Annotated in this window: 24 protein-coding genes; 13 read left to right on the top strand and 11 right to left on the bottom strand. The window is 57.9% G+C overall.

Going from position 1 to position 26,784, the window contains the following annotated elements; all coding sequences use genetic code 11:
* Window positions 1-202: 202 nt before the first annotated feature.
* Window positions 203-1,156 carry a LysR substrate-binding domain-containing protein gene (locus RE428_RS05560; protein ID WP_004580988.1) on the bottom strand — a complete coding sequence of 318 codons (954 nt, stop codon included), beginning with the start codon at window positions 1,154-1,156 and terminating at the stop codon, window positions 203-205.
* A 133-nt stretch (window positions 1,157-1,289) separates the two neighbouring features.
* Here RE428_RS05560 and RE428_RS05555 point away from each other — a divergent pair, with 133 nt between their 5' ends.
* Complete coding sequence (locus tag RE428_RS05555) at window positions 1,290-1,991, top strand: FMN-dependent NADH-azoreductase (RefSeq protein WP_004580987.1); 702 nt, start codon at window positions 1,290-1,292, stop codon at window positions 1,989-1,991.
* A 94-nt stretch (window positions 1,992-2,085) separates the two neighbouring features.
* Here RE428_RS05555 and RE428_RS05550 read toward each other — a convergent pair whose 3' ends face one another.
* From RE428_RS05550 to RE428_RS05530, 5 genes are all read right to left on the bottom strand, one after another.
* Entirely contained in the window at window positions 2,086-2,811 is a 726-nt protein-coding gene (locus RE428_RS05550; protein WP_004580986.1) for a tellurite resistance TerB family protein, read from the bottom strand.
* A gap of 390 nt (window positions 2,812-3,201) precedes the next feature.
* On the bottom strand, window positions 3,202-3,567 hold the full coding sequence (locus RE428_RS05545; RefSeq protein ID WP_004580985.1) for an SRPBCC domain-containing protein: 366 nt from the start codon (window positions 3,565-3,567) through the stop codon (window positions 3,202-3,204).
* A 181-nt stretch (window positions 3,568-3,748) separates the two neighbouring features.
* Window positions 3,749-4,906: a glycerate kinase gene (locus RE428_RS05540; RefSeq protein ID WP_004580984.1), complete on the bottom strand. Its 1,158-nt coding sequence runs from the start codon at window positions 4,904-4,906 to the stop codon at window positions 3,749-3,751.
* 1 nt (window position 4,907) lies between these two features.
* Window positions 4,908-6,251 (bottom strand): GntP family permease, encoded by a 1,344-nt coding sequence (locus RE428_RS05535; RefSeq protein ID WP_004580983.1) that lies wholly within the window; start codon window positions 6,249-6,251, stop codon window positions 4,908-4,910.
* A 168-nt stretch (window positions 6,252-6,419) separates the two neighbouring features.
* A complete protein-coding gene (locus tag RE428_RS05530; protein ID WP_004580982.1) occupies window positions 6,420-7,526 on the bottom strand; it encodes a sugar diacid recognition domain-containing protein in 1,107 nt (368 codons plus the stop codon).
* Between the two features lie 355 nt (window positions 7,527-7,881).
* Between RE428_RS05530 and RE428_RS05525 the strand changes: the two genes are divergently transcribed.
* The gene (locus RE428_RS05525; protein ID WP_004580981.1) at window positions 7,882-9,099 is read left to right on the top strand and encodes an MFS transporter; all 1,218 of its coding nucleotides are present in this window, start codon (window positions 7,882-7,884) and stop codon (window positions 9,097-9,099) included.
* A 49-nt stretch (window positions 9,100-9,148) separates the two neighbouring features.
* Here RE428_RS05525 and RE428_RS05520 read toward each other — a convergent pair whose 3' ends face one another.
* Window positions 9,149-9,676, bottom strand: coding sequence for a hypothetical protein (locus tag RE428_RS05520; protein WP_004580980.1), 528 nt, complete (start codon window positions 9,674-9,676; stop codon window positions 9,149-9,151).
* A 217-nt stretch (window positions 9,677-9,893) separates the two neighbouring features.
* Here RE428_RS05520 and RE428_RS05515 point away from each other — a divergent pair, with 217 nt between their 5' ends.
* The 4 genes from RE428_RS05515 (at window position 9,894) to RE428_RS05500 (ending at window position 14,629) form a co-directional block, all read left to right on the top strand.
* Window positions 9,894-10,781 (top strand): hypothetical protein, encoded by an 888-nt coding sequence (locus tag RE428_RS05515; protein ID WP_004580979.1) that lies wholly within the window; start codon window positions 9,894-9,896, stop codon window positions 10,779-10,781.
* Window positions 10,782-10,887: 106 nt separating this feature from the next.
* A complete protein-coding gene (locus RE428_RS05510) occupies window positions 10,888-11,418 on the top strand; it encodes a (2Fe-2S)-binding protein (protein ID WP_004580978.1) in 531 nt (176 codons plus the stop codon).
* A complete protein-coding gene (locus RE428_RS05505) occupies window positions 11,415-12,419 on the top strand; it encodes an FAD binding domain-containing protein (RefSeq protein ID WP_004580977.1) in 1,005 nt (334 codons plus the stop codon). The genes RE428_RS05510 and RE428_RS05505 overlap by 4 nt, the downstream gene beginning before the upstream one ends.
* Window positions 12,416-14,629, top strand: a complete 2,214-nt coding sequence (locus RE428_RS05500; RefSeq protein ID WP_004580976.1) for a xanthine dehydrogenase family protein molybdopterin-binding subunit — start codon at window positions 12,416-12,418, stop codon at window positions 14,627-14,629. The genes RE428_RS05505 and RE428_RS05500 overlap by 4 nt, the downstream gene beginning before the upstream one ends.
* 125 nt (window positions 14,630-14,754) lie before the next feature.
* On the opposite strand, the gene RE428_RS05495 is transcribed toward RE428_RS05500, so the two are convergent.
* Window positions 14,755-15,543: an enoyl-CoA hydratase gene (locus tag RE428_RS05495; protein ID WP_004580975.1), complete on the bottom strand. Its 789-nt coding sequence runs from the start codon at window positions 15,541-15,543 to the stop codon at window positions 14,755-14,757.
* Between the two features lie 119 nt (window positions 15,544-15,662).
* Window positions 15,663-16,256 (bottom strand): TetR/AcrR family transcriptional regulator, encoded by a 594-nt coding sequence (locus RE428_RS05490; RefSeq protein WP_004580974.1) that lies wholly within the window; start codon window positions 16,254-16,256, stop codon window positions 15,663-15,665.
* A gap of 175 nt (window positions 16,257-16,431) precedes the next feature.
* Between RE428_RS05490 and RE428_RS05485 the strand changes: the two genes are divergently transcribed.
* From RE428_RS05485 to RE428_RS05460, 6 genes are all read left to right on the top strand, one after another.
* A complete protein-coding gene (locus tag RE428_RS05485; protein WP_004580973.1) occupies window positions 16,432-16,830 on the top strand; it encodes a RidA family protein in 399 nt (132 codons plus the stop codon).
* Window positions 16,831-16,872: 42 nt separating this feature from the next.
* The gene (locus tag RE428_RS05480; protein ID WP_004580972.1) at window positions 16,873-17,529 is read left to right on the top strand and encodes an NAD(P)H-binding protein; all 657 of its coding nucleotides are present in this window, start codon (window positions 16,873-16,875) and stop codon (window positions 17,527-17,529) included.
* Window positions 17,530-17,799: 270 nt separating this feature from the next.
* Window positions 17,800-18,006: a cold-shock protein gene (locus RE428_RS05475; RefSeq protein WP_004580971.1), complete on the top strand. Its 207-nt coding sequence runs from the start codon at window positions 17,800-17,802 to the stop codon at window positions 18,004-18,006.
* Window positions 18,007-18,248: 242 nt separating this feature from the next.
* A complete protein-coding gene (locus RE428_RS05470) occupies window positions 18,249-18,719 on the top strand; it encodes a DUF6635 family protein (protein WP_227500210.1) in 471 nt (156 codons plus the stop codon).
* Between the two features lie 8 nt (window positions 18,720-18,727).
* Window positions 18,728-19,210, top strand: a complete 483-nt coding sequence (locus RE428_RS05465) for a DUF6635 family protein (RefSeq protein WP_227500209.1) — start codon at window positions 18,728-18,730, stop codon at window positions 19,208-19,210.
* A gap of 95 nt (window positions 19,211-19,305) precedes the next feature.
* Window positions 19,306-19,788: a VOC family protein gene (locus RE428_RS05460; protein ID WP_205624647.1), complete on the top strand. Its 483-nt coding sequence runs from the start codon at window positions 19,306-19,308 to the stop codon at window positions 19,786-19,788.
* A gap of 42 nt (window positions 19,789-19,830) precedes the next feature.
* Here the strand turns inward: RE428_RS05460 and RE428_RS05455 are convergent, their stop codons facing one another.
* Complete coding sequence (locus tag RE428_RS05455) at window positions 19,831-20,556, bottom strand: transposase (protein ID WP_004580969.1); 726 nt, start codon at window positions 20,554-20,556, stop codon at window positions 19,831-19,833.
* 641 nt (window positions 20,557-21,197) lie between these two features.
* On the opposite strand from RE428_RS05455, the gene RE428_RS05450 reads away from it, so the two are divergent.
* On the top strand, window positions 21,198-22,871 hold the full coding sequence (locus RE428_RS05450) for a glycosyl hydrolase family 18 protein (RefSeq protein ID WP_169334062.1): 1,674 nt from the start codon (window positions 21,198-21,200) through the stop codon (window positions 22,869-22,871).
* A gap of 507 nt (window positions 22,872-23,378) precedes the next feature.
* Here the strand turns inward: RE428_RS05450 and RE428_RS05445 are convergent.
* Window positions 23,379-26,735, bottom strand: coding sequence for a glycosyl hydrolase (locus tag RE428_RS05445; protein ID WP_004580967.1), 3,357 nt, complete (start codon window positions 26,733-26,735; stop codon window positions 23,379-23,381).
* Window positions 26,736-26,784: the final 49 nt, after the last annotated feature.

The following is a 26,784-nucleotide window of genomic DNA, read 5'->3' as shown; positions in this document are numbered from 1 at the left end:
AAAGAAGACCTCTTATTTATTAAAGTTGCATAAAAGCGGATTGTTAAATTAAGTTCATCAGCAGCTGCGTAAATTAAGCTGACGCCGCCGATTCCGGAGCGGTTCCAAAGCCGCCCGGATGCAGCCGCACTGAACTTTCAGGCATTTACAACCAGGTGAAAGGGAGGTAGCGCGCGCACATCTCTTGCCTACTTTAACGGCTTCAGCGCGACATGACTGATGGCCCCGGGGTGGGCATCGGATCACTCTCGGCCGATAAGTCGCAAATCCCACCAGGCACGTTCATTACCCATTCCCGGATCGCAAGAATTGTCGGGTCCTTGCGTCTGCTTTCCGGATACACCAAGTAGAAGGGTTTGCCTGGCAGCTCCGGTCCAAACGGCTGCACCAATCGGCCCTGGCTCAGCTCATCCTCGATCAATTGACGGCTCATCAAGGCAACACCCTGACCACCGATGGCTGCGGAAATGGCGTGGGTCTCGTCGGAGAACATCAACCCGGCACTAACGTCCAGGCCCGGTACCTGGGCCAGTTTCTGCCAACCCGCCCAATCCAGCGGTGAGACCGAGGTCGCCGCCTGAGGACGGAAATGGATCAGCGGATGTATTGGCAGGTCAGCAACATCATGCAGCTGCAGATGGGGACTGCAGGCGGGGATGAAAACGTTATCGAAAAGCTTCTCTGCGACCAGCCCTGGCCAGCGGCCGTCACCGTAGCGAATGGCCAAGTCCGCCGTCACACCGTCCAGGGCAACAGCCTCATGGGATGCATGGAAGCGAAGATCAATGTCCGGATGCGAATCCCGCAGCATACACACCCATGACAGCAGCCACCGCACGGCAACGGCAGGCGTGGTCGAGAGTGTGATGGCCTGGCGCGCAGGCGTTGTTTTTAGGCGCTCGACAACATGGCCAATGCTGTCGAATGCCGTTTCCAGCACCTGCTGCAGTTCCCGCCCTTGCGGTGTCAATTCGAGCTGCCGGGGCCTACGAATGAACAGGGATACTCCCAATGCCTCCTCCAGCCCACGGATCTGGTGACTGATGGCGGTAGCCGTCACGGACAGTTCCTGCGCAGCCTGCTTGGCGCTTTCGTGCCGGGCTGCGGCTTCGAAGGCGCGCAGGGCAGAAAGAGAAGGCAATCGACGCGTATTCATGGATGAATCTGACTCATCTATAAGTGCAAGAAATGATCGTTTGTCGTTCTTTATAGCGTAGCGATAGCCTGAGTCTGCTGAGAATAACAGATGAATTCAACTCAGAGCATGACCAACCAGAAGGACCACCGCTATGACCCATATCCTGCAACTCAACGCCAGTGCCCGCCCCGGCTATGCCGGTATAGACGAGCACGGCTCCCATAGCCGCAACCTGACCCGCCAGTTCGTAAACCGGTGGCTGGACCATTCACCCGCGGATACGGTCACTTACAGGGATATCGGCGCGACGCCACCTTCGTTTATTACCCGGGACTGGATACAGGCCGCCTTCACGCCCGCAGACCGCCAGGAACCCTGGATGAAAAACGTGCTGGCAGAAAGCGACCAACTGATTGACGAACTTATCGCCGCGGACATCCTGGTCATCGGCGCGCCACTCTACAATTTCGGCATGCCTGCCACCCTCAAGGCCTGGATCGATCTCGTCATTCGCATGGACCGGACGGTCAAGTACGACCCGACCAAGCTGGACGATCCGTTCATCCCGATGCTGAATTATCGTCCGCGTCACGCGGTTATCCTGTCCTCTAGGGGCGGTGTTGGCTTCGAGCCCGGCGGAGCACTCGCCCATATGAATCATCTGGAACCCAGTCTCGTCACCGCCCTGGAGTTTATCGGTATCACTAACTTCCATCGCATTGCAGTGGAGAACCAGGAGGCAGGAGGCGAGCTACTCGCAGACTCCGTCAAGCAAGCGGAGCAACGGGTGGAGGAACTGGTGGAGGAGCTACAGCTGGTACGCCGTTCTAATCGCGTCCCCGAACTGGCTTGATAGGTTTATCGGCATAACGTTGAGAAGGGGCAAAGAGACTGCCCCTTCCCGAATGCGGTCCGCCTACGAATAACAGTTCGGGAATGCCCAGCGCCTAGGCCTGGTCCACCTGCGCCAGGATTTGACGATCCAGCTCGAGAACCATCTCCGGTGGCAGGTTCAACGCCCCCGCCAGTTGATCCAGCCATGCCCGCTCCATCGGATTCTGATCGTCGATAATAGCGGCGCTAACCAGGTAGATCTCCCGAGCAGCCTGCGGGGAATCCGCGCTTCGTGCCAACGCCGAGGCATCCAGCGGTGCATCGAATTGCTGCTGGATCCACGCATGCAGCTCGTCGTCCGGGCCCAGCTTCTCGATTTCCTGCGTCAACAACGCACGTTCGTCAGCGTCAATATGGCCGTCGGCCTTGGCAGCCATAATCATCGCCTGCAGGATCTCCAGCCCACGCTGCTCCTGCTGCTGACCCTGCAGCTGTTCAAGCGGCTGCCCCTGCTGATTATCGGTGGCACTCGCCGTGCTACTGCCCTGGTAATTCTGGTAGGCCTTCCAGGCCAACACGCCGATGCCAGCCAGCGCACCATACTTTAGCGCCTTGCCCCCCATTTTCTGGCCGCGCTTCGAGCCGACCATCATGCCCAGGGCGCTGCCGCCAAGGAGGCTTTTCATATCAAGGCCACCACTTGATCCCCGCCCTCCCTTAAGCTGGGACGACAGGCTGTCTACCATCCGACCGACATCCAAACCTTTACCGGAGCCATGCCCGGAAGACTGGCCAGCGGCCTGTTTAACCAGTTGATTCAGGATCGACGATACATTCATGGCAATGACTCCCTTCCGGCTGAACGAAAGATTCGGGCCGTGAGCAATCAGTCTAGTCACGGCTCCCATGCGTGGACCTTGCCTCATTATTAAGACTTGGCCAGCTTGAAACGGGGGCGTCATGCATACAAGTGACGGCCTGGTCCTCCGACTTCTAACTCCGACCGGCAAACAGCCGTACGGTTCGGCCAAGACGTCAAAACAACACAAAGGCTTCAAAGACGCTCGAATAAAGCGTTGACTTCAACCTAACTTGAGGCTTTATAACGTCAAACCACGTCGAAAGCAGGAGAAGCGGAAAGGGGCGAGCGGGTCTAAATCCCTGGAACTCGGCGCCAGGGCAAAAGGAGGGGTCGTTAACCATCATCTCTTGCCCGGTAGCCCGCTAAGTCACATCTCATCCGGAATTTCCGGGTCCACCAGCAATGCCAGCAGGCCTAGCGATTCCTGCCAGCCCTGGTAGCAGAGCGCCTCAGGAATGACCTCGGGAATCCCTTCCTGAACAATGGAGGGGTCCGTACCGCACAACACCGGCTGCAGCCTGATCGTCACCTGTATCTCCCCCGGCAGGTTGGCGTCATCGAATCGGTCGATGTGACGAATCAGCTCGCCAGGTTTGAGTTCGGTAAAGCGGGCGCTGAAGGAATGCTTGTTGCCCGTGGTGAAATTGGTGAACGACATGTGATAGCCCCCGCCTTCGCGGACATCCATCTCGTCGATATGACCCACAAACCCATGGGGTGGAAGCCATTTCACCAAAGCGTCCGCGTCAACAAAAGGCACGGTAAACGCGGTCGGGACTGGCGCGCAGCACCCGGTGCAGGTGGATAGTATTGCCGGGCATGATGGCTCGCCTTTTCGAGTTATAGAACACCTTCAGGTAAAAGGTATTGACTAGTCGAACAGGCATTTCAGGTTTCGACAGCCCATCGAACGATCAGTCCGATGGGGCCGACCTCCTTTTACTGGCAATCGCGATAGCCATCCGCGCCAGTTGCTCTGCGGCCTGCACAAGATTCCTTTCAGCATTGCCCATAGCATCACCGAGCGAGGCCGGACCGGGAACGATCGCGAATGCTGCCGTCAGCCCCGAGGCATGCAGCGGCGCCAGCTCGTCACCAACACGCCCTGCGAGACCGATAACCGGTACAGCGTATTTCCGGGCAAGGGACGCAACGCCCGCAGGGGTCTTGCCGAACGCGCTCTGGCTGTCGATCGCCCCTTCTGCGGTAATCACCAGGTCAGCGCCACGAATCCGCTGCTCCAGGTGCACTGTTTCCATGATCAGTTCGATACCGGATTTGAGGGTGGCGCCGAGAATGCCGGCCACCATGCCACCGATACCCCCAGCGGCCCCACTTCCGGCGAACGAGTGGATATCAAAACCCGCCCCCTCTGCCAGTTTGGAGAAACGAGCCAGTGCTTGACCCAGTATGTCTACCTGGGCTGACGTTGCCCCTTTTTGCGGACCAAACACCGCTGCCGCTCCCTCTGGCCCTAGCAGCGGATTTGAAACATCACACGCTACCGTCAACTGGATCCCGTCCAGCAGGTCCAGAACCGGGTCGACATCCAGGCTGGCCAAGAGTGCCAGGCCCTCGCCACCCGGGGATATATCCTGTCCATCGGCATCGCGTAGTCTCGCACCCAGGGCCTGGAGGATCCCTGCCCCGCCATCGGTTGTAGCACTCCCTCCCAGGCACATGACCAACTTCTTGGGTCGATTCAAGATCGCTGCCCGGATCAGCTCACCGGTCCCATAACTCGTAGCCCGCAGGGCGTCGCGGGAATCTGCGGCGACAAGGTGCAACCCGCTCGCCTCAGCCACCTCGACAATAACGGTGTCACCATCGCCCACCCGGCCGTAATGTGCCGTGACGGTACCGCCAAGCGGGCCGGTCACCTCGACAGCGTGAAGGCTGCCACCCCGGGACTCAATGAGTGCAGCCGTACTGCCCTCGCCACCGTCCGCCAGCGGCACCTGTACAATATCGTCATCGGGAGCCCCCTGACGCCAACCTCGCGCAATGAACGCCGCGACCGACTTGGCGGAAAGACACTCTTTGAATGAATCGGGGGCGATGACGACGCGCATATCAGAGCGCCACCAACGAGACCAGCCAGACACACACAATAGTTACCAGCCCCATGATGAGTGTTGCCGTCGTATGCGACTTATAAGCCGTGGCAACCCCCATCTTGCTGAACTGCGAGACCACCCAGAAATAGCTGTCATTGGCGTGGGACACGGTCATTGCGCCAGCACCAATCGCCATGACGGTCAGCACACGCCCGAAGTCGGAATCCAACCCAAGCTGGGTCATCAACGGAGCCACCAGGGCCGACGTGGTCACCAAGGCAACCGTCGACGACCCCTGCGCCGATTTAAGGGCTGCCGCGACGAGGAACGGCATGATGACACCCAGCCCCAGCGTCGACAGCGTATCGCCCAGGTAATCGCCCAGCGGCGTCTGCGACAGCACGCTTCCGAAAGCACCGCCGGCACCCGTGATCAGGATGATGGGGGCGGAGACCTCAAGTCCTTTTTGCGTATGACGGGCAAACTCCTCCAGTTTGTTGTCGCCCTTAAGCAGCACAACCGCGAAACCAAGACCGATCATCAGCGCATTCAGGGGCTTTCCGAGGAAGTTCAACGTTTCATAGAGGCCACCTTGCCCGAGCGGCGCAGTGGGATAGCTCGCCACGGAGCCAAGACAGATCAGCACGATGGGTACGAAAATCGGTGCAAAGGCCGCCCACGCCGAAGGCAGCTCACCATAGTGCTCGCGGGCTTCCTGAAAGGCTTCTTCCGCCTGCTCCAGCTCCTTGCTTTCAAGGTTTCTGCATCTGGAGGCCCAGAACAGGCCGGCTGCGGCTGCAATGACAGCGAAAACAAAGCCAACGGCGATGACCAGTCCAAGGTTGTTCTCAAGCCCCAGGTTGCCAGCAGCCGCGATTGGCCCCGGCGTCGGCGGCACCAGCGTATGGGTGGCAAACAGCCCGGTGGACAACGCAACCGTCATGGCCACCGGGGACACGGACAGGGTTCGGGCCATGGAACGCTTGAGGCTGTTCAGGATAACGAAGCCGGAATCGCAAAAGACCGGGATGGACACGATGAACCCGACCATGGACATCGTCAGCGTCGGGAAGCGCTGCCCCAGCATCTTGATAATGCTCTCAGCCATAACGATGGCGGCGCCCGTACGCTCGAGAATAACGCCGATAATCGTCCCCAGTACGATCACCAGACCTATATAACCAAGGATGTTACCGAACCCGGTACGTATGGTTTTTTCGATCGAGTCGATCGGCAGACCGAAGGCAAATGCGGCCAGGAAGGAGGCCAGGAGGAGTGTGATAAACGGATTCAGCTTGAGCTTGCTGGTCGCGAAAACGATAAACACGATCAGCGCCACCAGGATCAGGACCAGGTGCATGAATTATCTCCTTTGACTGCATTGTTGTTGGAATGGAGCGAAATTCTGCCAGACAGTTTAAAAGCTGCTTGCAAGAAGGTCGTTAGGGAGACAAACAAAATTGACGACGGAATAGCCGACTATTTTTGTTCATTTGGACAATCTGCGGCTTTGAGCATCGGGAGAACGTCAGCGTGTAGCCAGAGCCAGCTGCAGGATCAACAGTTCGCGCAGGAGGAAGGGCGACAGGCCGGTGACAGAATGAACCCTGCGGAGCCGGTAACGCACCGTGTTGGGATGGACATGCAGCTGTTCGGCACACCACTGAACCTGGCCATCGCAATCGATGAACCTGATGAGGGTTTTCAGGTAGAGCTCTCCCTGGCGCTCCCGGAGTAGCGCCTCTACCGGCGCCTGGATGTCATCATGCTGCCATTCAGGCACCAGACTGTGCCAAAGCACACCGATACGAAACTCGTCATAGTACAGGGTCCGTTTTGCCGGGGCCTTACGCCGACCGACCTCCAGCGTTGCCCGGGCAGACTGGTAGCCAACGTGGAAACGACCCGAGAAGGGCTGTCCCACGGCGAGACGGATATCTTCCCGGTCCGGCAGAATTAGCAAACGGCGAAGTTCGACAGCGCTGTTTTGCCGGTATTCGACCTCAAGCCTGTTTTCAAAATCAAGGAAGACCAACAACTGCCGTGGAGACAGGCGTACGGGCAGCGCAGTCTTATGCCGCTGCTCGATGGAGGGCAGCAGGGGGACCAGTACCTGGTCGACTGCAAGCTGAGTCGTTGCCTCCACGATGACCGCAATGCGTCTGCGCTGGACATCGATACCCAACTGCTCGAACCAAACCGCCGGCACGGTCTTACCCTCACAAGCGGCCAGTAGCGTCTCCTCGATCTGCCGACGGCGATGCTGCCCTGCCTCTAATAGCGCCGCCTGTTCAAGCATCAGTTCTGCGGTCATACAAACCAGGTCCGCAAACTGGGCGACCTCGTCGGGAGAGCCCGAGATCCCCACCACCGCAGCCAACCGTCCACCCACCGTCACCGGCAGATTAACGCCCGGTCGCGCACCCGGGTATCCATGCGCATCGGCCACCTCAATCACCAGCGGCTGGCCCCGCTCGGCAACCAAGCGAGCCGCCTCATGCTGGCTCCCTATCCTCTGCGGTTCTCCAGACGCAATGATCAGCCCATCCGGACTCATCACGTTCACGGAATGACCGATAGCCAGCATCGTGCGCTCGACGATGCGTTTTGCCGTTTGCTGGTCCAATACGAGCACGTGTTATTGTCCAGGTCGTTTTGAAGGATGAGACTGGACTCCGCACCCGATTCGGACGTCCAGTGCAAGAAAGGGACGCTACCACGAGTCCACCTTCTCGTCAGGCGCTATTTCTTTCCGATGGCTCAAAAAGGAAGGATTACCCGCAGGCCTCCAGACAAGACGCGGGTGAGCCGATCAACCCGTCCCGCTATAAAAAAAATCGGACTCATTGCCTGGCTGTTTTTTCGGGTATTACCCATAGCCTCAAGTCGCCAGATAGATAGCCTGTTAACCAGATCAGGCGCAGACCGAGAAAAAGAATACAATCACGCGCTACCCCTCATTCCTCTTCAATCCGCCAAGGAGGCAGCTGATGACCGCGCAGCATAAGCGCCCGAGTGCACCTGACGAGCGTGGTTTCCCTGCCTTGCTACTTTTTCTCGGGCTTGCCTTCTCGTTTAGCGTGACGATGATCGGCACCACATTACCCACGCCGCTGTACCCGATTTACCAGGATGTCTTCGGTTTCTCACAGTTGATGATCACCATCATCTTTGCCGTCTACGCTGGCGGCGTGATTGCGGCGCTGGTGATTACCGGTCGATGGTCCGACCAGTTGGGCCGCAGGCCGTTGCTGTTTGCTGGCCTCGCCTGCTCACTGATAAGCGACGTGCTGTTCTGGCAGGCTAACGGATTGGAGTTTATTCTCGCCGGACGGATGCTATCGGGATTCTCCGCCGGAATTTTCACGGGCACCGCCACCGTGGCCGTCATGGAAGCCGCACCACCCCACTGGCGCGAGCGGGCCACATTCATTGCCACCGCCGCTAATATGGGCGGACTGGGTCTCGGCCCGATGTTCGCCGGGGCCTTATCGCAATACCTACCGGCACCACTGGCGCTGCCCTACCTGGCGCATACGGGGCTCGCTGTCCTGGCCCTGATCTGCGTCTGGAGAGCTCCGGAAACCGCATCGAAGCCAGCTCACCCCAAACTGTCGCTGCAGCGCCTGAGCGTACCGCCGGAAGTACGCGGCGTGTTTATACCTGCAGCCATCGCGGGTTTTGCCGGTTTTGCCGTTTGCGGATTCTTCACTTCAATTGCACCCGCAATGATGGGCAAGGTGCTGGGCTACCAGAACCACCTCCTCATCGGATGCGTGGCCGGTAGTATCTTCATTGCATCAACCGTCGGCCAGTTCGTGCAGGGGAAACTGCCCATCAACCTCCGCTTGCCGCTGGGCAGCGCGACACTGGTGTCAGGCGTCATTCCCGTAGCCTTGGGCATTCACCTCCAGTCACTGATCCTGTTTATTCTGGGGGCGATCATTGCAGGTATGGGCCAGGGCATTGCCTTTCGTGCCGGCATGGGCGCCATCACCGCAGCCAGCCCGGCAAATGAGCGCGCAGCTGTGGCGTCGACTTTCTTTATTGTCGCCTACGTGGCAATTTCCGCTCCCATCATCGGCATTGGGTTGATGGCGAGTGCGATTAGTCTTCAAGCCACCGGAATCATCTTCGCCGCGTTCGTGGGCACCTTGGCGGCGTTGGCATTAGGACTTCTGTTGCGACGGGGTACCACGCCCGGCTAATACCGCTGAGAATAGTCCCGCACGCAGAGGTAAAGCAGGCCAGGAACAGCTAGGCAGCATAACCCCAATCGGCCGTGTTGAACCGGAACCGAACACCTGCGCGTTCACTTCCTGTTCGACATTCACCGATCTCTTCTTCCAGCAGGAACTGACAAAAAGCCTCCACGTCGGCGTTTGAAAAGGTGCCGGACACCAATTCGCCAGGGATGAGCCCCTCATCCCACCGGTTTGTTACCAATGTGTACGAGTCGTCCTCGTCGTTAGCGGGATAAATCTCCACAACGGCCTTTGTCTGGTGGATATACAGGTCACGTAGGTTTTTCGAGCAGCGAAATTGATCAGGCCTAACCTCGGCGCCACAGTCGTAACCTGCGCTGACGAAGAAGTTGCTGGCAATTGAGAATAAAGCCTTGCTACCAGAAGGTGATGCAGAAGGCAGCTCGATTATTCTGGCGACATCTCCAGCGACGTTTGTACAGCCCCCAAGCACCAGCAGACAGGGGCACACGAGGCCTCTTAGGGTTTTCAGGGAAAAAGAATACCGCTTGTTCATCGAGAGCCCTGTTTTAGTGTTCATAGGATTATCGCTAACGCTTCCTGAGGCCGGATAGTACCTCGAGATGGTTCTCTCGATCGACGGCAACCGATCAAACGCCCTCTAAGCAACGATCTATTATTAAAAGATGCATTACCCCCGGAAACGGTTGCATCGAAGCGGTAACGACCGTCTCGTCCTCACACTACTGCTTGCCGTCGGCGCTCTGTCGACGTTTCGGCCGAGAGGAGGCGACGCCATGAAAACGTTACCCGAGTACATACGCTCACTCAGTCTCGTACTATTGGCGGCATCCATTGCCTATTTCGGATACGCCCTGATCACCACGGCGGGTACGCTTGGCCAGATGACCAGCCAGGCCACCCGAACCGTGGAAAGGCTTGATCCGCTCCTGGCATTGGCGCCCACGGTCCTGGAGCAGGCTGAAAAGCTCAGGCAAACGACCGACGCCACGGTATCCGAAGTGGCAGCCGTTCGCGAACTACTGCCGTCCGTGCTCGATGAAGTCAGGGCCACCCGGGAAACCGTCCCAGCCATACTGACGCAGACCGAACGCATGCGCGTCGAGTCCCAGGCGATCCGCAAGGAAATTGCCCTCACGCGCGATCAGATACCGCCCCTTCTCGCCGAACTGGAAGCCTACCGCACACTGATTCCCCAGATCCTGGCGGAAAGCGAGCGCATTCGTCAGCTGGTTCCTCCAACGCTGGACCGGGTCGAGTCGATCGTAACCCAGGCCGACGAGGTGGCTTCAACCGCCGGCGAAAACGTGTTTACCGGCATGATCTCGGGCATCGTCAAGGCGCCGTTCAAGCTCATCGGTAGCGCCGCCAGCGCGATAGCACCTTCAGGAGTCAATGTCTCGGAGGCCGATACGGAAATACTCGAGCAAAGGATCGAAACCTTCCTCGGCACGGCAGAGGTCGGCGATATCGAAGCCTATGTTTCAAGGGACGGAACCCTGACCTGGCGATACGGCTTGACCGCCAAAACGACCGAGGATTCAGAGACATGCCGGGAGCTGGACCTGACCACCCTCCGTAGCCGTAAACAGATCAAATCGACCCAGCTCACCATCTGCCTGAACCAGGCCGAAGGCGAATGGTATTTGAAGGACGCCAACTGAAGATGAAATCACCCACGCGATACGCGCTGTCTGAACACGTGTTAACCCCGCGGGTATCAACATCCACTAGGATGGACAAACGCATCGAAGCATAGGAGGGCTCGGCATGGCGGTACTTTCGATTAACGGCCAGGAAGTCTCACTCAACGAAGATCCCCGAACGACGCTGCTGGATACATTAAGGGAAATACCTGGACTCACCGGCACGAAGAAGGGCTGCGACCACGGTCAGTGCGGTGCCTGTACGCTGCTACTGGATGGGAGGCGAGTCAATTCCTGCCTGATCCTCGCGGTGCAGTGTGAAGGCAGCGAAGTGACGACGATCGAAGGCCTTGCCCAGGACGGCACGCTCAACCCGCTGCAGGAGGCCTTCGTACGACACGATGGTTTCCAGTGCGGCTACTGCACTCCCGGACAGATCTGTTCGGCACAAGGCATGCTGGATGAACTCGCCAACCTGGAACCCAGCGATGTGACTGGCAAAGGCGAAGTCAGCCTCAGTCGGGAGGAAATACAGGAGCGCATGAGCGGTAATCTCTGTCGCTGTGGAGCCTATGCCAATATCGTGGATGCCATCCTTGAAGCCGCCGAGAAGACCGGAGTCGCCAGTTCGGTGAGCAAGGAGGCTGAGGCATGAAACCGTTTCACTACCAGCGCATCAACGTGGTCGAGGATATCAGTGCCGGCACCCACGAAGCCGCCGCCGTTCAGTTCCTCGCCGGCGGAACCAACCTGATCGACTTGATGAAGCATGAAGTCGAGCAGCCGGACCAACTGGCCGACATCACCTCGCTCTCTCTTCGACAGATTGAAGACAGCGACGACAAGGGGCTCAAGGTCGACACCCTGGTCACCAATACGCAACTGGCCAGTGATCCTCGCGTCAGGCAGCGTTGGCCGTTACTTTCAGCGGCATTACTTTCCGGGGCGACAGCCCAGTTGCGCAACCGTGCGACCACAGGCGGCAACCTGCTGCAACGCACCCGCTGCTACTATTTCTATGACACGTCCCGCCCCTGCAACAAGCGACAACCGGGGGAAGGTTGCAGCGCTATCGACGGCCAGAACCGGATACACGCGATCCTGGGCGCCAGCGATCACTGCATCGCCACACATCCCTCGGATATGGCCGTCGCCATGGTGGCGCTGGATGCCCAGGTGAGCATACGCAGTGGTGATGGCCGCCAGCGCACGTTGCCCGTCGAACAACTCCATCGTCTGCCCGGCGAGCATCCGGAACGCGATACCGTACTCGAACCCGGCGATCTCATTCTCGGGGTCCAACTGCCGGAACCGCCACCAGGGCGACAGATCTACCGCAAGGTTCGGGATCGCAGCTCTTACGCGTTTGCGCTGGTGTCCGTCGGCGTCATCCTGAACGTGGTCGACGACAAGGTCGACAGCGTCCATATCGCCTTTGGCGGGGTGGCCCACAAACCTTGGCGTGCGCGCAAGGCAGAGGCCGCCCTGCTCGGCCAATCGCCAACGGAAGAGAATTTCATTCGCGCTGCTGAGACCGAACTGGCCGACGCTCAGGGTTATGGCAGCAACGACTTCAAGATCCCGCTGGCCCGCCGCACATTGGTCGCCACGCTCAGGGAAGCAGCCCGCCAGGACGAGGAGGAGGTCATCGCATGAACAATCCCGCATCTATCGGACAGCCACTCGACCGGGTCGACGGCCCCCTGAAGGTCACGGGTAAAGCACCCTACGCGGCCGAGCACCAACTGCCCCAGCAGCCATTGATTGGCTGGATTGTTGAAGCCTCCATTCCCAAGGGCCGCATCAAGTCAATCGCGACCCAGGCAGCCGAAAAGAGCAGCGGCGTCGTGGCAGTACTCACCCACCACAATAGCGCCTCCCAGACACCGCCCCATGAACCGGAGGAAGAGGGGCGTTTCACCCAGTCCCGGGCTATGCTGTTCGACGACCATATTCCCTACCACGGTTTTCCGGTCGCACTGGTGATCGCCGATACCCTGGTGAACGCCCGTCACGCTGCAAAGCTGATGGAGGTGAGCTACGAATCCGCCGAAACGACCACCAGGGCCGGTGATGAGGCCGACGAAATTCCGAGTGAACTCGACGGCGGCATGGAGCCCGATATCACCCAGGGCGATTTCGAGCAGGCTTACCAGGGTTCCGAGGTGACGCTCGATGTGACCTATACGACGCCCCATCAGGCGGCTGCGGCGATGGAGCCGCATGCTACCATCGCAGACTTCGATGGTAGTCAGCTGAAGGTTTATATATCAGCCCAGCTGATTGGGCCTTCGGTCCAGTCACTTGCGACCACCCTCAAGCTCGACCAGGACAAGGTTCGAGTGATGAGCCCCTATATCGGGGGCGGCTTCGGATCCAAGCTGGGCGTCCACAACGAAGCCGTTCTGGCCTGTCTTGGGGCCATGCACCTGCAGAGGCCCGTGAAGGTGGCTCAGCATCGGCGCCACGTTTTCCAGAATGCCCCCCATCGCGGTAATTCAATCCAACATATAAGGCTCGGCGCCGGCACCGATGGCCAGATCCGGGCCATCGGGCACGAGAGCTTCATGCCCCGGGCCCGGGGTTACGAGTTCGCCGAACCAACCGGGGCTTCAGCACGGACGACATACCGTACCGACGCCCTGAAGAGCCTGCACCGCGTTAAACAGGTCGACATGCCGCCCTGCGACTCATGCCGGGCGCCGGGCCATGCGATTGGCTCCCTTGCCTTCGAGTCGGCCATCGATGAGCTGGCCTACAAGTGCGGGCAAGACCCGCTGGCCTTCCGCCTCGCCAACATGCCTGACAAGGATCCGAGCACAGGCCAGCCTTTCGCCAGCCATGACCTGGCCGCTTGCCTCAAGGAAGGCGCCGAGAAGTTTGGCTGGAAATCGGATGGACAAGAACCGGGGACCCGGACCGAGGGGCGCCATCTGGTGGGCTACGGTGTCGCCAGTTCCATCCGCGTGAATATGCTGATGCCGTCGAAAACCCGGATTCGGCTCGACAGCGACGGCACGCTTACAGCGTGGGCGGATATGACCGATATCGGCACGGGCACCTACACCATCCTCACCCAGATCGCGGCCGAGGGTCTGGGACTCGCAGCGGAGAACGTCCGCATCGAGTTGGGCGACAGCACCTATCCGGACAGTAGCGGGTCCGGCGGTTCGTTCGGCGCGGGCAGCTCCGGCTCTGCTCTCCACGATGCCTGCTTGAATATGCGTAAAAAGCTGCTCGACGTTGCCCGGGAGCAAGGTCTGGTGAAAGACGCCCCTGAAGAAGATGCCCGCTTCGAAGACGGGAATCTGCACTGGGGCGACCAAACCCTTGCGCTAACCGATCTCGTTCGCCAGAGCGGAAGCGACGCTCTTGAGATGGATGGCGAAGTCGAACCCGGTGACGATCAGGAGAACTACTCCCAACAGGCTTATGGGGCCCAATTCGCCGAAGTGCACGTGGACCGGGACACCGGGGAGGTTCGGGTGAAACGCCTACTGGGCGTATTCTCGGCCGGGCGTATTCTCAACCATAAGACTGCACGCTCCCAGATACTCGGGGGCATGGTCTGGGGGATTTCATACGCCTTGCTGGAAGAGCTGATGCTCGATGAACGCTACGGTGCCTTCATGAACCGGGACCTGGCCGAATACCACCTGCCGGTGAACCGCGACGTCCCCGCCCTTGAAGTGCACTTCCGGGAAGAGCCGGACCCGCGCTCCAACCCCCTGGGTTCGAAGGGTATTGGCGAGCTGAGTATCTGCGGTGCCGGCGCGGCGGTCGCCAACGCCGTATACAACGCGACCGGCGTCCGGGTGAGGGATTTCCCGATCACCCTGGATAAGGTGCTGGAAGCCCTACCCTGATCGGCAGGGAATCCGGCCTGGACCCTTCAAAGCACGCTATCCAAGCAGGTCGATCCCAAGTGGCGGATCGGCCTGCCAGGGCTTACCAGGGGGTCGGTTGCACCGGCAGCCCGGCTTACCGGCGACTAGCGGTCATGCCACTCGGGCTTGCGCTTATCCAGAAACGCACAAATGCCTTCCTGGGCATCATGGGCCTGGAGGTTCTCCGCCATAACGCGGGAGGTGAATGCGTAGGCATCAGCCAGGGGCATTTCCAGTTGCCGGTAAAAAGCCTCCTTGCCGATTTTCAGGGTATGACCCGATTTGTCTGCAATGGTCCTTGCCATCCGGTATACGGTGTCGTCCAACACCTGCTCATCCACCGCCCGGTTCACCAGACCAATCTCCTCGGCGCGAGTGGCGCTGATCATCTCGCCGGTCAACAGCATCTCCATCGCCTGCTTGCGTGACACATTGCGGGATAGGGCCACCATGGGCGTCGAACAGAACAGCCCAATGTTCACGCCCGGGGTTGCGAACCGAGCCGTGTCGGCAGCTACCGCGAGATCGCAGCTGGCGACAAGCTGGCAGCCCGCCGCTGTAGCCACTCCGGCCACACGTGCGATCACCGGCTTCGAAAGATCGACGATTTGCTGCATCACCTTGCTGCATTGGTCGAACAACGCCAACTGAAAATCAGCATCATCGAACTTCTCTCGAATCTCCCTCAGATCATGCCCCGCGCAGAATACGTTCCCCTGTGCAGCGAGGACCACGACTCGGGTCTCTGCGTCCTCCACAATATCGTGCAGTTCCGCCGACAGGGCTTCGAGCATCGCCATCGACAGGCTGTTACGGCGTTCCGGCTGATTAAGGGTTAGCGTGGTCACTCCGTTATCACTGGTTTTAAGGACCAGTGGTTGATCTTCAGACATGGCGACTGCCCTCCTCCCGGCTTCATTCGATCAAGTTTGTTGGCAGGTTCAGTATCGACCAAGTCATCGGGCCTGTCGTACTTTTCGGCCCTGCGTCTGGTTATCTCTTCGAGTCAAGCTCAATCCTTCCGTAGCAATCCCTCGGCTAAACATCGGAAGGCGTCCACCGCTCTGTCGAACACCGCTTGCGAGTCATCCGCTGCCGCGATCCATAGCGCGGCGTTAAGGGCGGCGCCGTTGATTAACCGGGCTGCAGCCTCCGGATCCACTTTCTGAATCGTTCCCTCGTCAATCAACGCCTGAAGCGTTTCCATCGTCGTATGTAGGCAGGCATTCTGGTTTGGCCATTGCGAAGGGTCGCCGAGAACCGCCGGCCCGTCCAGTAACATGACGCGCTGGATCTCGGGCTCCAGGGCCGTTTCCAGGTAGGCCATGCATTCATCCATGAAACCGAGCCAGGTGTTGTCAGCCTTTTCCCTGGCCGCGCGCATACGTACCAGGATTTCCGCATCCATCTGATCGATCACCGCTTGGAGCAATCCCTTCTTGTCGCCGAAGTTGTGGTAGAGGGCACCCCGCGTCAGGCCCACCTCGGCCGTGAGATCATCCATCGATGACGCGGCGTACCCCTTGGCGGCAAAAGCCTTCCGAGCCGCCTGAATCAGCTTGCCACGGGTCTCCTGGACCATCTGTGCCCGGCGTTTCGCGACCATTCACGTTTCTCCTATCGATAACATACGCTGGGTATGCCTATTGACATACGCGGCGTATGCAAGATTATACTGACATACGGCTCGTATCTTAGTTGCGATGGCGGGCCGTTGGAAGTCCGGCGTCTCGCAGTGAAGCAGCCGATCTTCCTATTACTCACTTAACAGGACTGAAATCATGACCAAGCCCCAAGCCATCTTTCCTGCCGGTCGGCAGGCGCTTTACGACATCAACCGCTACTCAGCGGCAACCCGCTCTGGCGACCTGCTGTTTGTCTCCGGCCAGGTCGGCAGCCGCGAAGATGGGTCACCTGAACCCAATTTCAAAAACCAGGTTCAACTCGCCTTCGATAATCTCGCTGCCGTGCTCAAAGCCGCCGGGTGCACGTTTGATGACATCGTGGACGTCACAACATTTCATACCGATCCCGAGGCGCAATGGAACGACATCGACGCCGTGAGAAGGAAGGTATTCGGGGAACCGCCGTACACGAACTGGACCGCTGTAGGCGTGAACTGGCTGGCCGGTTTCGATTTTGAAATCAAGGTGATCGCGCGCATTCCAGGGAACGCGTGATAAAGCGATAACCTCTCGCAAAAGACAAAAGGAGCATCCGGAATGAACGTCTTCATCATCGGTATCACAGGCGGTGTCGGCAGTCTGCTTGCCCGGGAACTGCACGTAAGGGGTGATAGTGTTCGCGGCCTTGTGCGCCTCCATGCACAGCAGACCGAACTCCGGCAGCAAGGCATGGACGCCCAAATCGCGGATCTTGCCACCATGACGCCAAACGAACTCGCCGATGCGTTCAGTGATGCGGATGCAATCGTATACAGCGCCGGGTCGAACGGTGGCAGCCGCGAGATCACGAAAGCCATTGATGGCGACGGCGTCGAGAAAGCCATCTGCGCAGCCCATATCGCTGGCGTCAGGCGCTTCCTGCTTGTGTCCGTGCTTCCCGAATCCTGGCGAGAACGGGAGCTTGGTGAGGAAGTGGAGTATTACTTCGCCACCAAAAAAGGAGCGGACGTTGCCGTTAGCCAGAGTGAACTGGACTGGGTGATCCTCCGCCCCTCCCTCCTGGTCGACGAGCCTGGGACAGGCACCGTTTTCCTGGGCCCGGCGGCATTCCATGATCAGATCCCCCGCGCGGACGTTGCCAGTACCCTCTCACAACTGCTCCACGAACCTCGGCTCAGTCGGCAGATTCTGGAACTCAATACAGGGTCGATGCCAATCCAGGAGGCGGTTCGGGTGAATGTTCATGCAAGGTGACAGGCTGGCTGCTGCTCTGTTCTCAACGAGCGTCTGCCCTCGGTTAGTGACTATAAAATAAACTTGGCAATCACCCTTCCATAAGCGTAGAGTGCATAGACAGGAAAGATCGAGCAAAGCATTTCAATAATAAGACGTTACATTGTTGTAGTTAGTAGTGCACCGTCCTGTTTTTGATTCCGCGTGTTTTTTGTTTCCGCACACTGCTGATCGGGCGTCATACCGATGTACTGACAGCACTCTAAATATTCGAATGCAGGATAGTCTTTTATGTCTACTACTACCGGTACGGTTAAATTCTTCAACGAAACCAAAGGCTTTGGCTTTATCACTCGCGAAAGCGGAGCGGACGTCTTCGTTCACTACAGCGCTATTCAGGGCGGCGGTTTCAAGACACTGGCAGAAGGCCAGTCTGTCGAGTTCACCGTGACCCAGGGCCAGAAAGGTCCGCAGGCGGAAAATGTCGTTGCTATCTAACTAGCACGCGTTCCGCTTGAAAAAGGCAGCTTCGGCTGCCTTTTTTGTTGCCCGTGACTCGTCCTGAATAAGGTTTACACCTACCTATTTCAGAACTAGACGCCGGAGATTAAGTGAACACCACTTACCCTCCTTCGCGATCTGGGTTTGACCGTTCCTACCTTCACGCACGACTGTCAACGTGCCCATCTTTACGGTCTAATGTTCCAGTCATTCACAGAGCTACTGATACACCCATCGCTATGTCCACCGCTACATCGTCCGGCCAGGATATATCCGAAGCAGAGATAGAACAGGCCACCCGCTCAGCTATCGAGCGCTATTTCGACGACTGCAGGGGGCGTATACCCACCTTTATTGACCGCCATTTCCATTACCCAGGCGCGATCGAGACCAACCGTCAGGCTATCGGTTGGGATATGATGCGTGCCCCTATCAACCTGCTTTGGGCGCCCGTGTACGCCCTGGCGTGTCTGGTGAAGTTTCTCGTTCGGAAACGAGCCCGCCTGAAGTGGTTGTACCGCCTGATGGATTCTGTGCCCGCCGGCTTTACGACCCGGGTGCAGCAGCACATCTCAACACTCATTCAGGTCGAGCTACTGAACAATGGCCGGCCGGGTCTTCTGCTGGAGGACTACCTGGTCGAAGCCTTGGAGGTCGTCTATGCGCGGCACATTCAGGAACGATCGATCACCAACGCTTTACCGGACTGATCGAGCCCGTGGTCGCCGACGCGCTCAGCCAGTACCGCATAACCCGGACGGCCTCGGCCGACATCACCAACAGCATTTCCTGCGCGGTGCTGGGTGCGTTCGCATTCCAAAAATTCACCCCGGGGGGCATCGGGTTGGGCGTGGTACTGGCATCCATACTTGCCAAGGCCTTGGCCGCCCGGGAATTTATCCTGGGTGAAACAATCGGCGGATGGTACTACAGCTGGTTTCCGCCGGAGCCCTCGCTGGCGATGACGACCAGCGTAATGGTCGCTGTCATGGCCATATTGGCAGCATTTGCTGCGTTATCCGGTGTTATATCCGATCCCATTCAAGCCGCGGTCGGCCTGCATCGCCGACGTCTGAACAAACTGCTCGATCATCTGGAGCGGGACATTTCAATCAGCACCCAGAGTAGCTTCCGGCCGAAAGACCAATACGTGGCACGCATTCTCGACACCTTCGACATGATCAGGTCGGGTTTGATCTGAGGAACCTCTAATTAAAAAATTTCTCGCCTTGTCGATTTTCAAAGCTGCTGCACGACAACCCGTAAAGGCCAACCAGATCACTGGAGAAGCGCATGATGAACCATCCAAAGAACACCATTCGCCTGTGGTACAACGGCGATGCCGAAGAGGCTGCCCGTTTTTACGCCGAGATCTTTCCCGATTCATCCGTCGACGCCGTACATCGTGCACCGGGCGATTATCCAGCCGGCTCTGAAGGCGATGTTTTGACCGTCGAGTTCACAGTCATGGGCATTCCCTGCCTCGGACTGAACGGCGGAGACGCGTTCAAGCACAGTGAGGCCTTCTCCTTTCAGGTCGCTACCGTCGACCAGGAGGAAACGGACCGCTACTGGAATGCGATCGTAGACAATGGTGGTGAAGAGAGCGCCTGCGGCTGGTGTCGCGACAAATGGGGACTGTCCTGGCAGATCACACCGGTGGTATTGACGGAAGCGATTACCGACCCTGATCGCGCAGCCGCAAGACGGGCATTCGAGGCCATGATGGAGATGGGCAAGATTGATGTCGCGGCGATTGAGGCAGCGCATCGGGGCTGAGGTGAACTCACCAAGACGGCCCGCCCTATGGGTGCTTAGTCGTCAGAGACTCTCTGACTCTGTCTCGGGCTGGTCGTGGCATCGCTCTTTTCTCGGCCGCCCCACCCGCACCTGGCCCAGTTTCCGCCCCAAGGCTGACTCCACCTGTTCCTTGAACCGGTTCTTGCCCAGGACCTGGCCTGCCGAAAGGCATTCAGCAATGGCCCTCCTCTCTTCCAGCGGCAAACTGAAACGAAAAAGTTCACGATAGGCTTTCCGCCTGACCACTGGGTCGTCAGACAGACCTGAATAGATAGGATGCGGTGAAACCAAAGGATTATGTTCACCCAGTGCGTTAACCCGAAAGCTACTCCAGCGGTATTCTTCCGGATGTGTAACCCTATCTGCCGTAACCGGATTTAGCTCGATGTAGCGATAGCAGCTCAACAGGTAGTTTTCCGCGTCGATCAGACTGCCCCTGTGTCTCCCCTCCCACAAGGTTCCAGAGCGGCGGTAAGTACGATTCACATAACGGACATACACGCTACTGACGTGCTGCATTAAGCGGGAAATGCTGACAGAGGTTTCCGGCGTCAACAGCAAGTGGACGTGATTCGTCATCAGGCAATACGCGTGGAGTTCGACGCCGTACCGCTTCAGTCCCTCACCAAGCAGGAACTGGTAATAGTGGTAATCTTCATCCGCAAAAAAGCAGGCGTCCCGGTTGTGGCCACGTTGAACAACGTGGACGGGAATGCCAGGTAGATACATCCGTGTCTTCCGGGGCATAGGCAAATTCCTTTTTACTGCATATTGGGGCCTATCCTTTAGCCTTGTTTAATTCTAGCGGAATTCGGCGATAGCGCCAGAATTAATCCTGAAAACATCCAGTCATCCCAAACTCTCACATCCATTATCTCGCACGACAAAAATTACGCCGTATGCGCTGATACTTTATTTATACGCTCAAGGAATTCTCAAACCATTAATATATTTCCCACAATACGGAACAATATGGCCTTTTTAATATATTTCGATATTTGCTCTGACACCTTTTTCTTCTCCTCTCTACACCAATGTAACAACATGTAAGCGATTGCTCTGACACCATTTTTATATTTTAGTCACTTTTAGATTATGTGATCCAACTCTCAGAATTAGTGAGACATTGATATTAAAAAAATTAAAACCTCATTGATCGCGAGCATCAAAAACTTGCTGTTCAACGACGGTTTTTATCATTGACAAGACCGGTCTGATTTCACAGTCGGAACTTGTTTTCAATACCGGTTAACTGGGCGCACTTCATGTTGACCGATAAAAATAGTTGTGTATATGCAAGGCCATCTACCGACGTCTTATTTATCGTTACACATATGTCGGCGTTCAGTGCATGACATGGACAGAAACACATAAATAAAGGAATTATTATGACGATTAACTCGAGTAAGGGGCGATTAAGTCGCTGGCTGATGGCTGTAGGCGCATTGGCAGTATCTTCCTCAGCCCTCGCGGTCGACTGTACCGGCATCAGCGAATGGCAAGCTTCGGAAGTCTACCTCGGCGGCGCAAAGGCAACCCAGGATGGCAAGCTATACGAAGCCGCATGGTGGACAAGGAACCAGAGCCCGGCAACGCATTCCGGCCAATGGCAGGAATGGAAGCTGCAAGGTGAGTGCGACAGCGTAACGCCGCCTGGAAACGTGGCGCCTGTAGCCGGCACAAACGGCCCCTACAGCGCAAGCATCGGTGGCACTATCAACATGAAGCCGTCGGGCTCTTCTGATGCGGACGGTTTCATCGAATCATATGATTGGACCTTCGGTGACGGTACGTCATCAACGGACATGAACCCGGCTCACCAGTACAGCCAGGCGGGCGACTACACCGTAACACTGGTGGTGACCGATAATGACGGCGCCCAGGCAACCGCAACGACGACCGCAGCTATCACCGACGGAACAGACCCTACCGATCCGACAGATCCACCGAGTACGGGCGACAAGAAAATCATCGGCTACTTCACTAACTGGGGTGTCTATGGCCGTGATTATCATGTCAAAGACATCGTCACAAGTGGTTCAGCTGACAAGCTGACTCACATTGTCTATGCCTTCGGTAACGTCTCTGGCGGCAAGTGCGTCATCGGCGACCCGTACGCCGATTACGACAAAGCCTACTCGGCCGCAGACAGTGTTGACGGTGTTGCGGATACCTGGGACACCGGCGCACTGCGAGGCAACTTCGGCCAGTTGAAGCGGCTGAAGCAAATGTACCCCGACCTTAAGGTGATCTGGTCCTTCGGCGGCTGGACGTGGTCACGTGGCTTCGGTGAAGCGGCGGCCAATCCGCAGGCATTTGCCGAATCCTGCTACAGCCTCGTCAACGACTCCCGTTGGGAAGGCGTGTTTGACGGTATCGACATCGATTGGGAATACCCGAACGCCTGTGGCGCGACCTGCGATAGCAGTGGCTTCAACGGTTACCGCGACCTGATGGCGGCGCTACGTGCACGCTTCGGGAACCAGCTGGTCACGTCGGCCATTGGTGCCGCTGAATCGAAATTGCGCGCAGCGGACTACGGCGGTGCCGCCCAATACGTCGACTTCTATATGTTGATGACCTACGACTACTTCGGCGCCTTTAACCCCCAAGGTCCGACAGCACCCCACTCACCTCTGTATAACTACAGTGGCATCCCGACGGAAGGTTTCTATGCCGACAAGGGCATCCAGGTCATGAAAGAACTAGGCATTCCTGCAGACAAGATCCTGCTGGGCATAGGCTTCTACGGTCGTGGCTGGACCGGCGTTACTCAGAGTGCTCCCGGCGGGGCAGCAGGCGGCGCGGCACCCGGGGAATACGAAGCGGGTATCAATGACTACAAAGTCCTGAAAAATACCTGTCCTTCAACCGGCGTCGTTGCAGGCACGGCCTACGCACACTGCGGGAACCAGTGGTGGAGCTACGACACGCCAGCCACTATCGGAGGCAAGATGGATTACGTGAAACAGCAGGGTCTGTCTGGCGCCTTCTTCTGGGAGTTGAGCGGCGACACCAGCGATGGTGAGCTCATCGACGCGATTGACGACGGCTTGAACTAGGCACCCGCGCTACCAGCAAGTATCCATTAACAAGCCATCTAAAAGCACAGCTTCGGCTGTGCTTTTTTGTGTCTGAACGATGTGTGGACAGAGGCATGCGAGCAAGGCCAGTAAGCGCTGCCGTCTACAGTGTCAGCCCATGCTCGCCAGGGTGGATGACCGGAGTGCGGTCTTATGGGTTTTCCCGTTATATCGCGCTACCCTCGTCCTTATCCAGCAAACTCCCGGAAGCAAACAGCAGGCTTCGCGAAAGCCCTCAGTGTTGGTAGCGTTTGCCACCTGATGTCAATCGCGACCCGGACCAAGGGAAAAGCAGTGATAAGCCAGATTGGACGGGCGGGTTGTGACGCTTGTTGTTAGGCGTGATCACATCGGGGCAGGAAAACAGTTAGACACGCTGGTCAAGGGAATCGGTGTGTCGGTATATCTAATGGGAGGGAGGCTGACAGTGGCCAGTCAATACGCGGTGAGACGCGGGCCCGACAATACATCAGGCCCGCGTATGCGTTACTGTCCGATCAGGCGGACTTCGTAGATCGAGTAACCCCAGTCATTTCCAGCACTTCGATTCCCCATGACCAGGGACACATACCGGGCGGACTGGTTCAGCGAAACGACATCCGTCCGGCTACCGAATGTGCGGCCGGATACGCTCGAAGCATGCCACCAGTCGCTGCCATTCTCGGACAGCCAGATATCGTAGTTCGCTGCATTGGCGGCTTCCCAATCAATTTCCACTTGGCGGATCGCCGTGGTCTGAGGCAGGTCAAGCGTGAGCCACTGCCCGTCGTTGAGCCAGTCGCTTTCCCAGCGAGTGCCCGCGTCGCCATCGACGGCCAGTGACGGACTCTGCGTGGCAGTACTGGCGGTGGCCCGGGAAATGGTTAGCGCTCCGCTGTCACCAGCGTCGCCATTTCCTCCACCGGTGTCGGAGCCGCTATCGCCGCCTCCATTGTTACCACCGCCGTCGCTGCCTCCATTACCGCCATTTCCACCACCATTGCCGAACGTATGGGAGGACCATTCCGTATCGTAGGCGGACGGTTCGATGACGGTGAAGAAATAATCGACCTGATCGCCCTGCCCCAGGTTCGGGATGGTGTAGACGTGCTTGCTGCCATTGCGCGTCATGCGAACGTTCTGCTGCGGACCATCGTTGACCCGATAGTGGAGATCCACAGCCGTACCCACATGCGCCGTAACGGTCAGACTGTCAGCGCCTTCGGAGAAACAGAAATCGCTGCAGGAGCCACCATTGCCACTGCCGTCGTCACCCCCGTTATTGCCGCTGTCTCCGCCGCTGTCGCCACCATCGTTTCCGCCGTCATCGCCACCGTTATCGCCGCCGTTACCGCCACTGTCGTCGGGCGTACCGTAGCCGGAGATGCCGAAGCTGTCTGCCGGAACGTCGAGGCGAGTACCGTCGGAGAACGTCACGGTCTGCGGGGTATCGTGATAGTTATAGGCGACGTAGGTTCTCTGGCCGTTTTTCTCATACACCTGGGCAATCGGACTGTCCGCCGTTATTTCGCCCTTACCGCTTTCGATATGCCCCAGGACATTTAGCGTGTGAATCCAGTGATACGTATGGGGTTTGCTCTCCCCGGCCTCGACATCGTAGTTGAAGTCCATGGTATTGAAGTCGGCGATCGCAGCCTCCGGCTCGGTCATCGCCCAGATATTCCACCAGACATCGCGCCATTGATCGTTGGCAAGGCCGGACGGTTTGCCGTTCGACGACTCGCTCAGTCCCAAATCCACATAGTCACTCAGGTAATCGGCATGCTGTCCGATGTGCATGACCATCGGATTCAGTGGCAGCCCCTGTATACCAAGGATGTGCGCATAGGCGCCGCTGAACCAGGTCGAGAAGACATGCCCACTGCCCCAGATGATCGACGTAGTCATTTTGTCGTATTCCGGGGCAAAGTTATCGTAGGGCGCGCCGAAACCACGATAGCGGTCGATGTTGTTCCAGTATTCCCAGTAACTGGCAGTGGACAGCGTGTGCAGGTAGATACCGTGGTCGACGAGGTCGTCGTTGCCGGTAATTTCGCCGTACAGGACGATGGCCCCGTAGGCGTTGGCCGCTTCAGACGTCGACTCGTTGTTATTGCCGAGAACGAAATTGGCGTGACCGGACGCCCAACTGAAACCGTTGGCCGGATCGAAATTACGGACGTACGGGAACAGCGGATCGTCACGCTGGCCGGCATAATCCCGAATCAGCATCTCGACCATCCCGCCCCAGGCGTTGGCCGCACACCAGCTCTTATCGGTCCGGCAGATTTCCGCCGCCGCACGGACGAAATAGCCATAGTGGAAATGGTGGTCGTTCAGCTCCTGCTGGGCGCCGAAACTCTCGTCGTAGCCCAGCAGCGTGTTCCACTGGTCATCGTAAGAGAAGTACCGGGTGACGTCCGCCTGACCGTTGGTCTGCGCGGTAAACCAGTCTTCGAGCTCGAGTTTCAGCCACTCGACCAGGATCTCGTGCTCGTTGGTCAAGCCGTGCTCGTAAGCCAAAGCGGCGACCTCCGCCACTTTGCCGTAGCTCTTTCCTGACCAGTAGGTATCGCTATAACTGTTCCAGGCAGACGGACCCTGCGCAACGAATTCACGGATCAACTGGGTCAGCTTATCGTTGTCGTAGCTCCGGTTGAGTGCGGGAAGGGTCGGCAGTACACCAACGAAGGGCAGCCGGTAGCGGAACTGACTCAAGTTGCCGAATTTCAGGTAGCCACGGGCGCTGCGGATCTGGTCCTGACTGCTGATGTCGTCGACCGTATTTTTCCATTGCAAAGGCATCAAACCGGTGAACGTATCGACCGGCTGGCCGTTAAACAGATAACGCTGGGTCACCGTCACGTCCTGGGTCTGTTCATCGACCTGATAGTCAATACGGACTTCATTCACCCGGTTCAGGGCACGCGCGGCGAACCGGTTGATCTTGGCCGCATCCGGAACGGCGCCATTCGCCGTCGGGATCAGTGCAACGGTAATCTGCCCGGCGGGGTTAGACACGCGGACAGCGTCACTTCCTACGTTATGGAATTGGGTACTGCCATTGCCGACAACCAGGAAATTACCGTGATTCCCGGCGACGTCGGTCCACATTCCCAACTGGTTTGCGGACTGATGGAAGACGCCTTTCTCCGGGCCATTAGGCGCCTTGCTGCGCAGTTCCAGTTCGCCCTGCAGGACATCGACATAGACGTAGGGTGAGCCGTGAACAAAGGTCCCGCGCATGACCGGCGAACCATTATTTTGCCACTCGACCGTCACACTACCGTCTGAGTAGTCGTACATCTTGGCGTCCAGGGTGCTGAACTGGCTGTTGCCGATCGCTAGCCCGTCAAACACTTCATCGAACGGTGCCGGCACGTCATAGGTATCGGTATTGCCGTTCTTGAACTGCATGCCATCGGGAATACTGGCCATGCGGAAGCCGCGGTCGGTAATACGCGCCGCAATCGGATCGGGCGTGATATAGCCGGCCCGGTTGGCATCGCCGATCGGCATATCGCCATAGAAAGCCACCGAGCCCCACCAGCGATGTGTCCCGGTCGGTTGGGCATCGGCTGGCCCTGTCACATGGGGATAAAGCGGCGTTGGCTCCCCGATGGGGCCCTGCACCGGATCACAACCGGCGATGCCGGGTTCGACGACCCCCGCATTATGAATCCAGGCGCCGTAGTCGTTGACACAGGTGTAGCCGTCAGGGTTGGGTCGGTCTGCAATGCTGCCAGCGCCGATGGTTTGAATGGCAGCCAGGGTACTGGCCGGAGTGAAAGTCAGAAAAAGCGTACTGGCTAGAATACTGCGAACGAACGCACGTGATCGCGCGCCCCACTGAATATCTTCCATGATATTGCTCCTTGTGTAAGCGACTAAAACATATAATAAAAGCGCCTAC

Origin of the sequence: Marinobacter nanhaiticus D15-8W (genome assembly GCF_036511935.1) — a bacterium.
In the GTDB taxonomy this organism is placed as follows: domain Bacteria; phylum Pseudomonadota; class Gammaproteobacteria; order Pseudomonadales; family Oleiphilaceae; genus Marinobacter_A; species Marinobacter_A nanhaiticus.
This window is presented reverse-complemented; position numbering and strand designations above follow the sequence as displayed.

What these genes read in the sequence shown, in the direction of transcription:
- RE428_RS05505 (WP_004580977.1), top strand. Translation starts at nt 11,415, where the DNA reads ATGAAACCGTTTCACTACCAGCGCATCAACGTGGTCGAGGATATCAGT.
- RE428_RS05560 (WP_004580988.1), bottom strand. Translation starts at nt 1,156, where the DNA reads ATGAATACGCGTCGATTGCCTTCTCTTTCTGCCCTGCGCGCCTTCGAA.
- RE428_RS05490 (WP_004580974.1), bottom strand. Translation starts at nt 16,256, where the DNA reads ATGGTCGCGAAACGCCGGGCACAGATGGTCCAGGAGACCCGTGGCAAG.
- RE428_RS05510 (WP_004580978.1), top strand. Translation starts at nt 10,888, where the DNA reads ATGGCGGTACTTTCGATTAACGGCCAGGAAGTCTCACTCAACGAAGAT.
- RE428_RS05535 (WP_004580983.1), bottom strand. Translation starts at nt 6,251, where the DNA reads ATGCACCTGGTCCTGATCCTGGTGGCGCTGATCGTGTTTATCGTTTTC.
- RE428_RS05520 (WP_004580980.1), bottom strand. Translation starts at nt 9,676, where the DNA reads ATGAACACTAAAACAGGGCTCTCGATGAACAAGCGGTATTCTTTTTCC.
- RE428_RS05525 (WP_004580981.1), top strand. Translation starts at nt 7,882, where the DNA reads ATGACCGCGCAGCATAAGCGCCCGAGTGCACCTGACGAGCGTGGTTTC.
- RE428_RS05540 (WP_004580984.1), bottom strand. Translation starts at nt 4,906, where the DNA reads ATGCGCGTCGTCATCGCCCCCGATTCATTCAAAGAGTGTCTTTCCGCC.
- RE428_RS05550 (WP_004580986.1), bottom strand. Translation starts at nt 2,811, where the DNA reads ATGAATGTATCGTCGATCCTGAATCAACTGGTTAAACAGGCCGCTGGC.
- RE428_RS05495 (WP_004580975.1), bottom strand. Translation starts at nt 15,543, where the DNA reads ATGTCTGAAGATCAACCACTGGTCCTTAAAACCAGTGATAACGGAGTG.
- RE428_RS05500 (WP_004580976.1), top strand. Translation starts at nt 12,416, where the DNA reads ATGAACAATCCCGCATCTATCGGACAGCCACTCGACCGGGTCGACGGC.
- RE428_RS05450 (WP_169334062.1), top strand. Translation starts at nt 21,198, where the DNA reads ATGACGATTAACTCGAGTAAGGGGCGATTAAGTCGCTGGCTGATGGCT.
- RE428_RS05480 (WP_004580972.1), top strand. Translation starts at nt 16,873, where the DNA reads ATGAACGTCTTCATCATCGGTATCACAGGCGGTGTCGGCAGTCTGCTT.
- RE428_RS05460 (WP_205624647.1), top strand. Translation starts at nt 19,306, where the DNA reads ATGAACCATCCAAAGAACACCATTCGCCTGTGGTACAACGGCGATGCC.
- RE428_RS05475 (WP_004580971.1), top strand. Translation starts at nt 17,800, where the DNA reads ATGTCTACTACTACCGGTACGGTTAAATTCTTCAACGAAACCAAAGGC.
- RE428_RS05515 (WP_004580979.1), top strand. Translation starts at nt 9,894, where the DNA reads ATGAAAACGTTACCCGAGTACATACGCTCACTCAGTCTCGTACTATTG.
- RE428_RS05445 (WP_004580967.1), bottom strand. Translation starts at nt 26,735, where the DNA reads ATGGAAGATATTCAGTGGGGCGCGCGATCACGTGCGTTCGTTCGCAGT.
- RE428_RS05485 (WP_004580973.1), top strand. Translation starts at nt 16,432, where the DNA reads ATGACCAAGCCCCAAGCCATCTTTCCTGCCGGTCGGCAGGCGCTTTAC.
- RE428_RS05455 (WP_004580969.1), bottom strand. Translation starts at nt 20,556, where the DNA reads ATGCCCCGGAAGACACGGATGTATCTACCTGGCATTCCCGTCCACGTT.
- RE428_RS05470 (WP_227500210.1), top strand. Translation starts at nt 18,249, where the DNA reads ATGTCCACCGCTACATCGTCCGGCCAGGATATATCCGAAGCAGAGATA.
- RE428_RS05555 (WP_004580987.1), top strand. Translation starts at nt 1,290, where the DNA reads ATGACCCATATCCTGCAACTCAACGCCAGTGCCCGCCCCGGCTATGCC.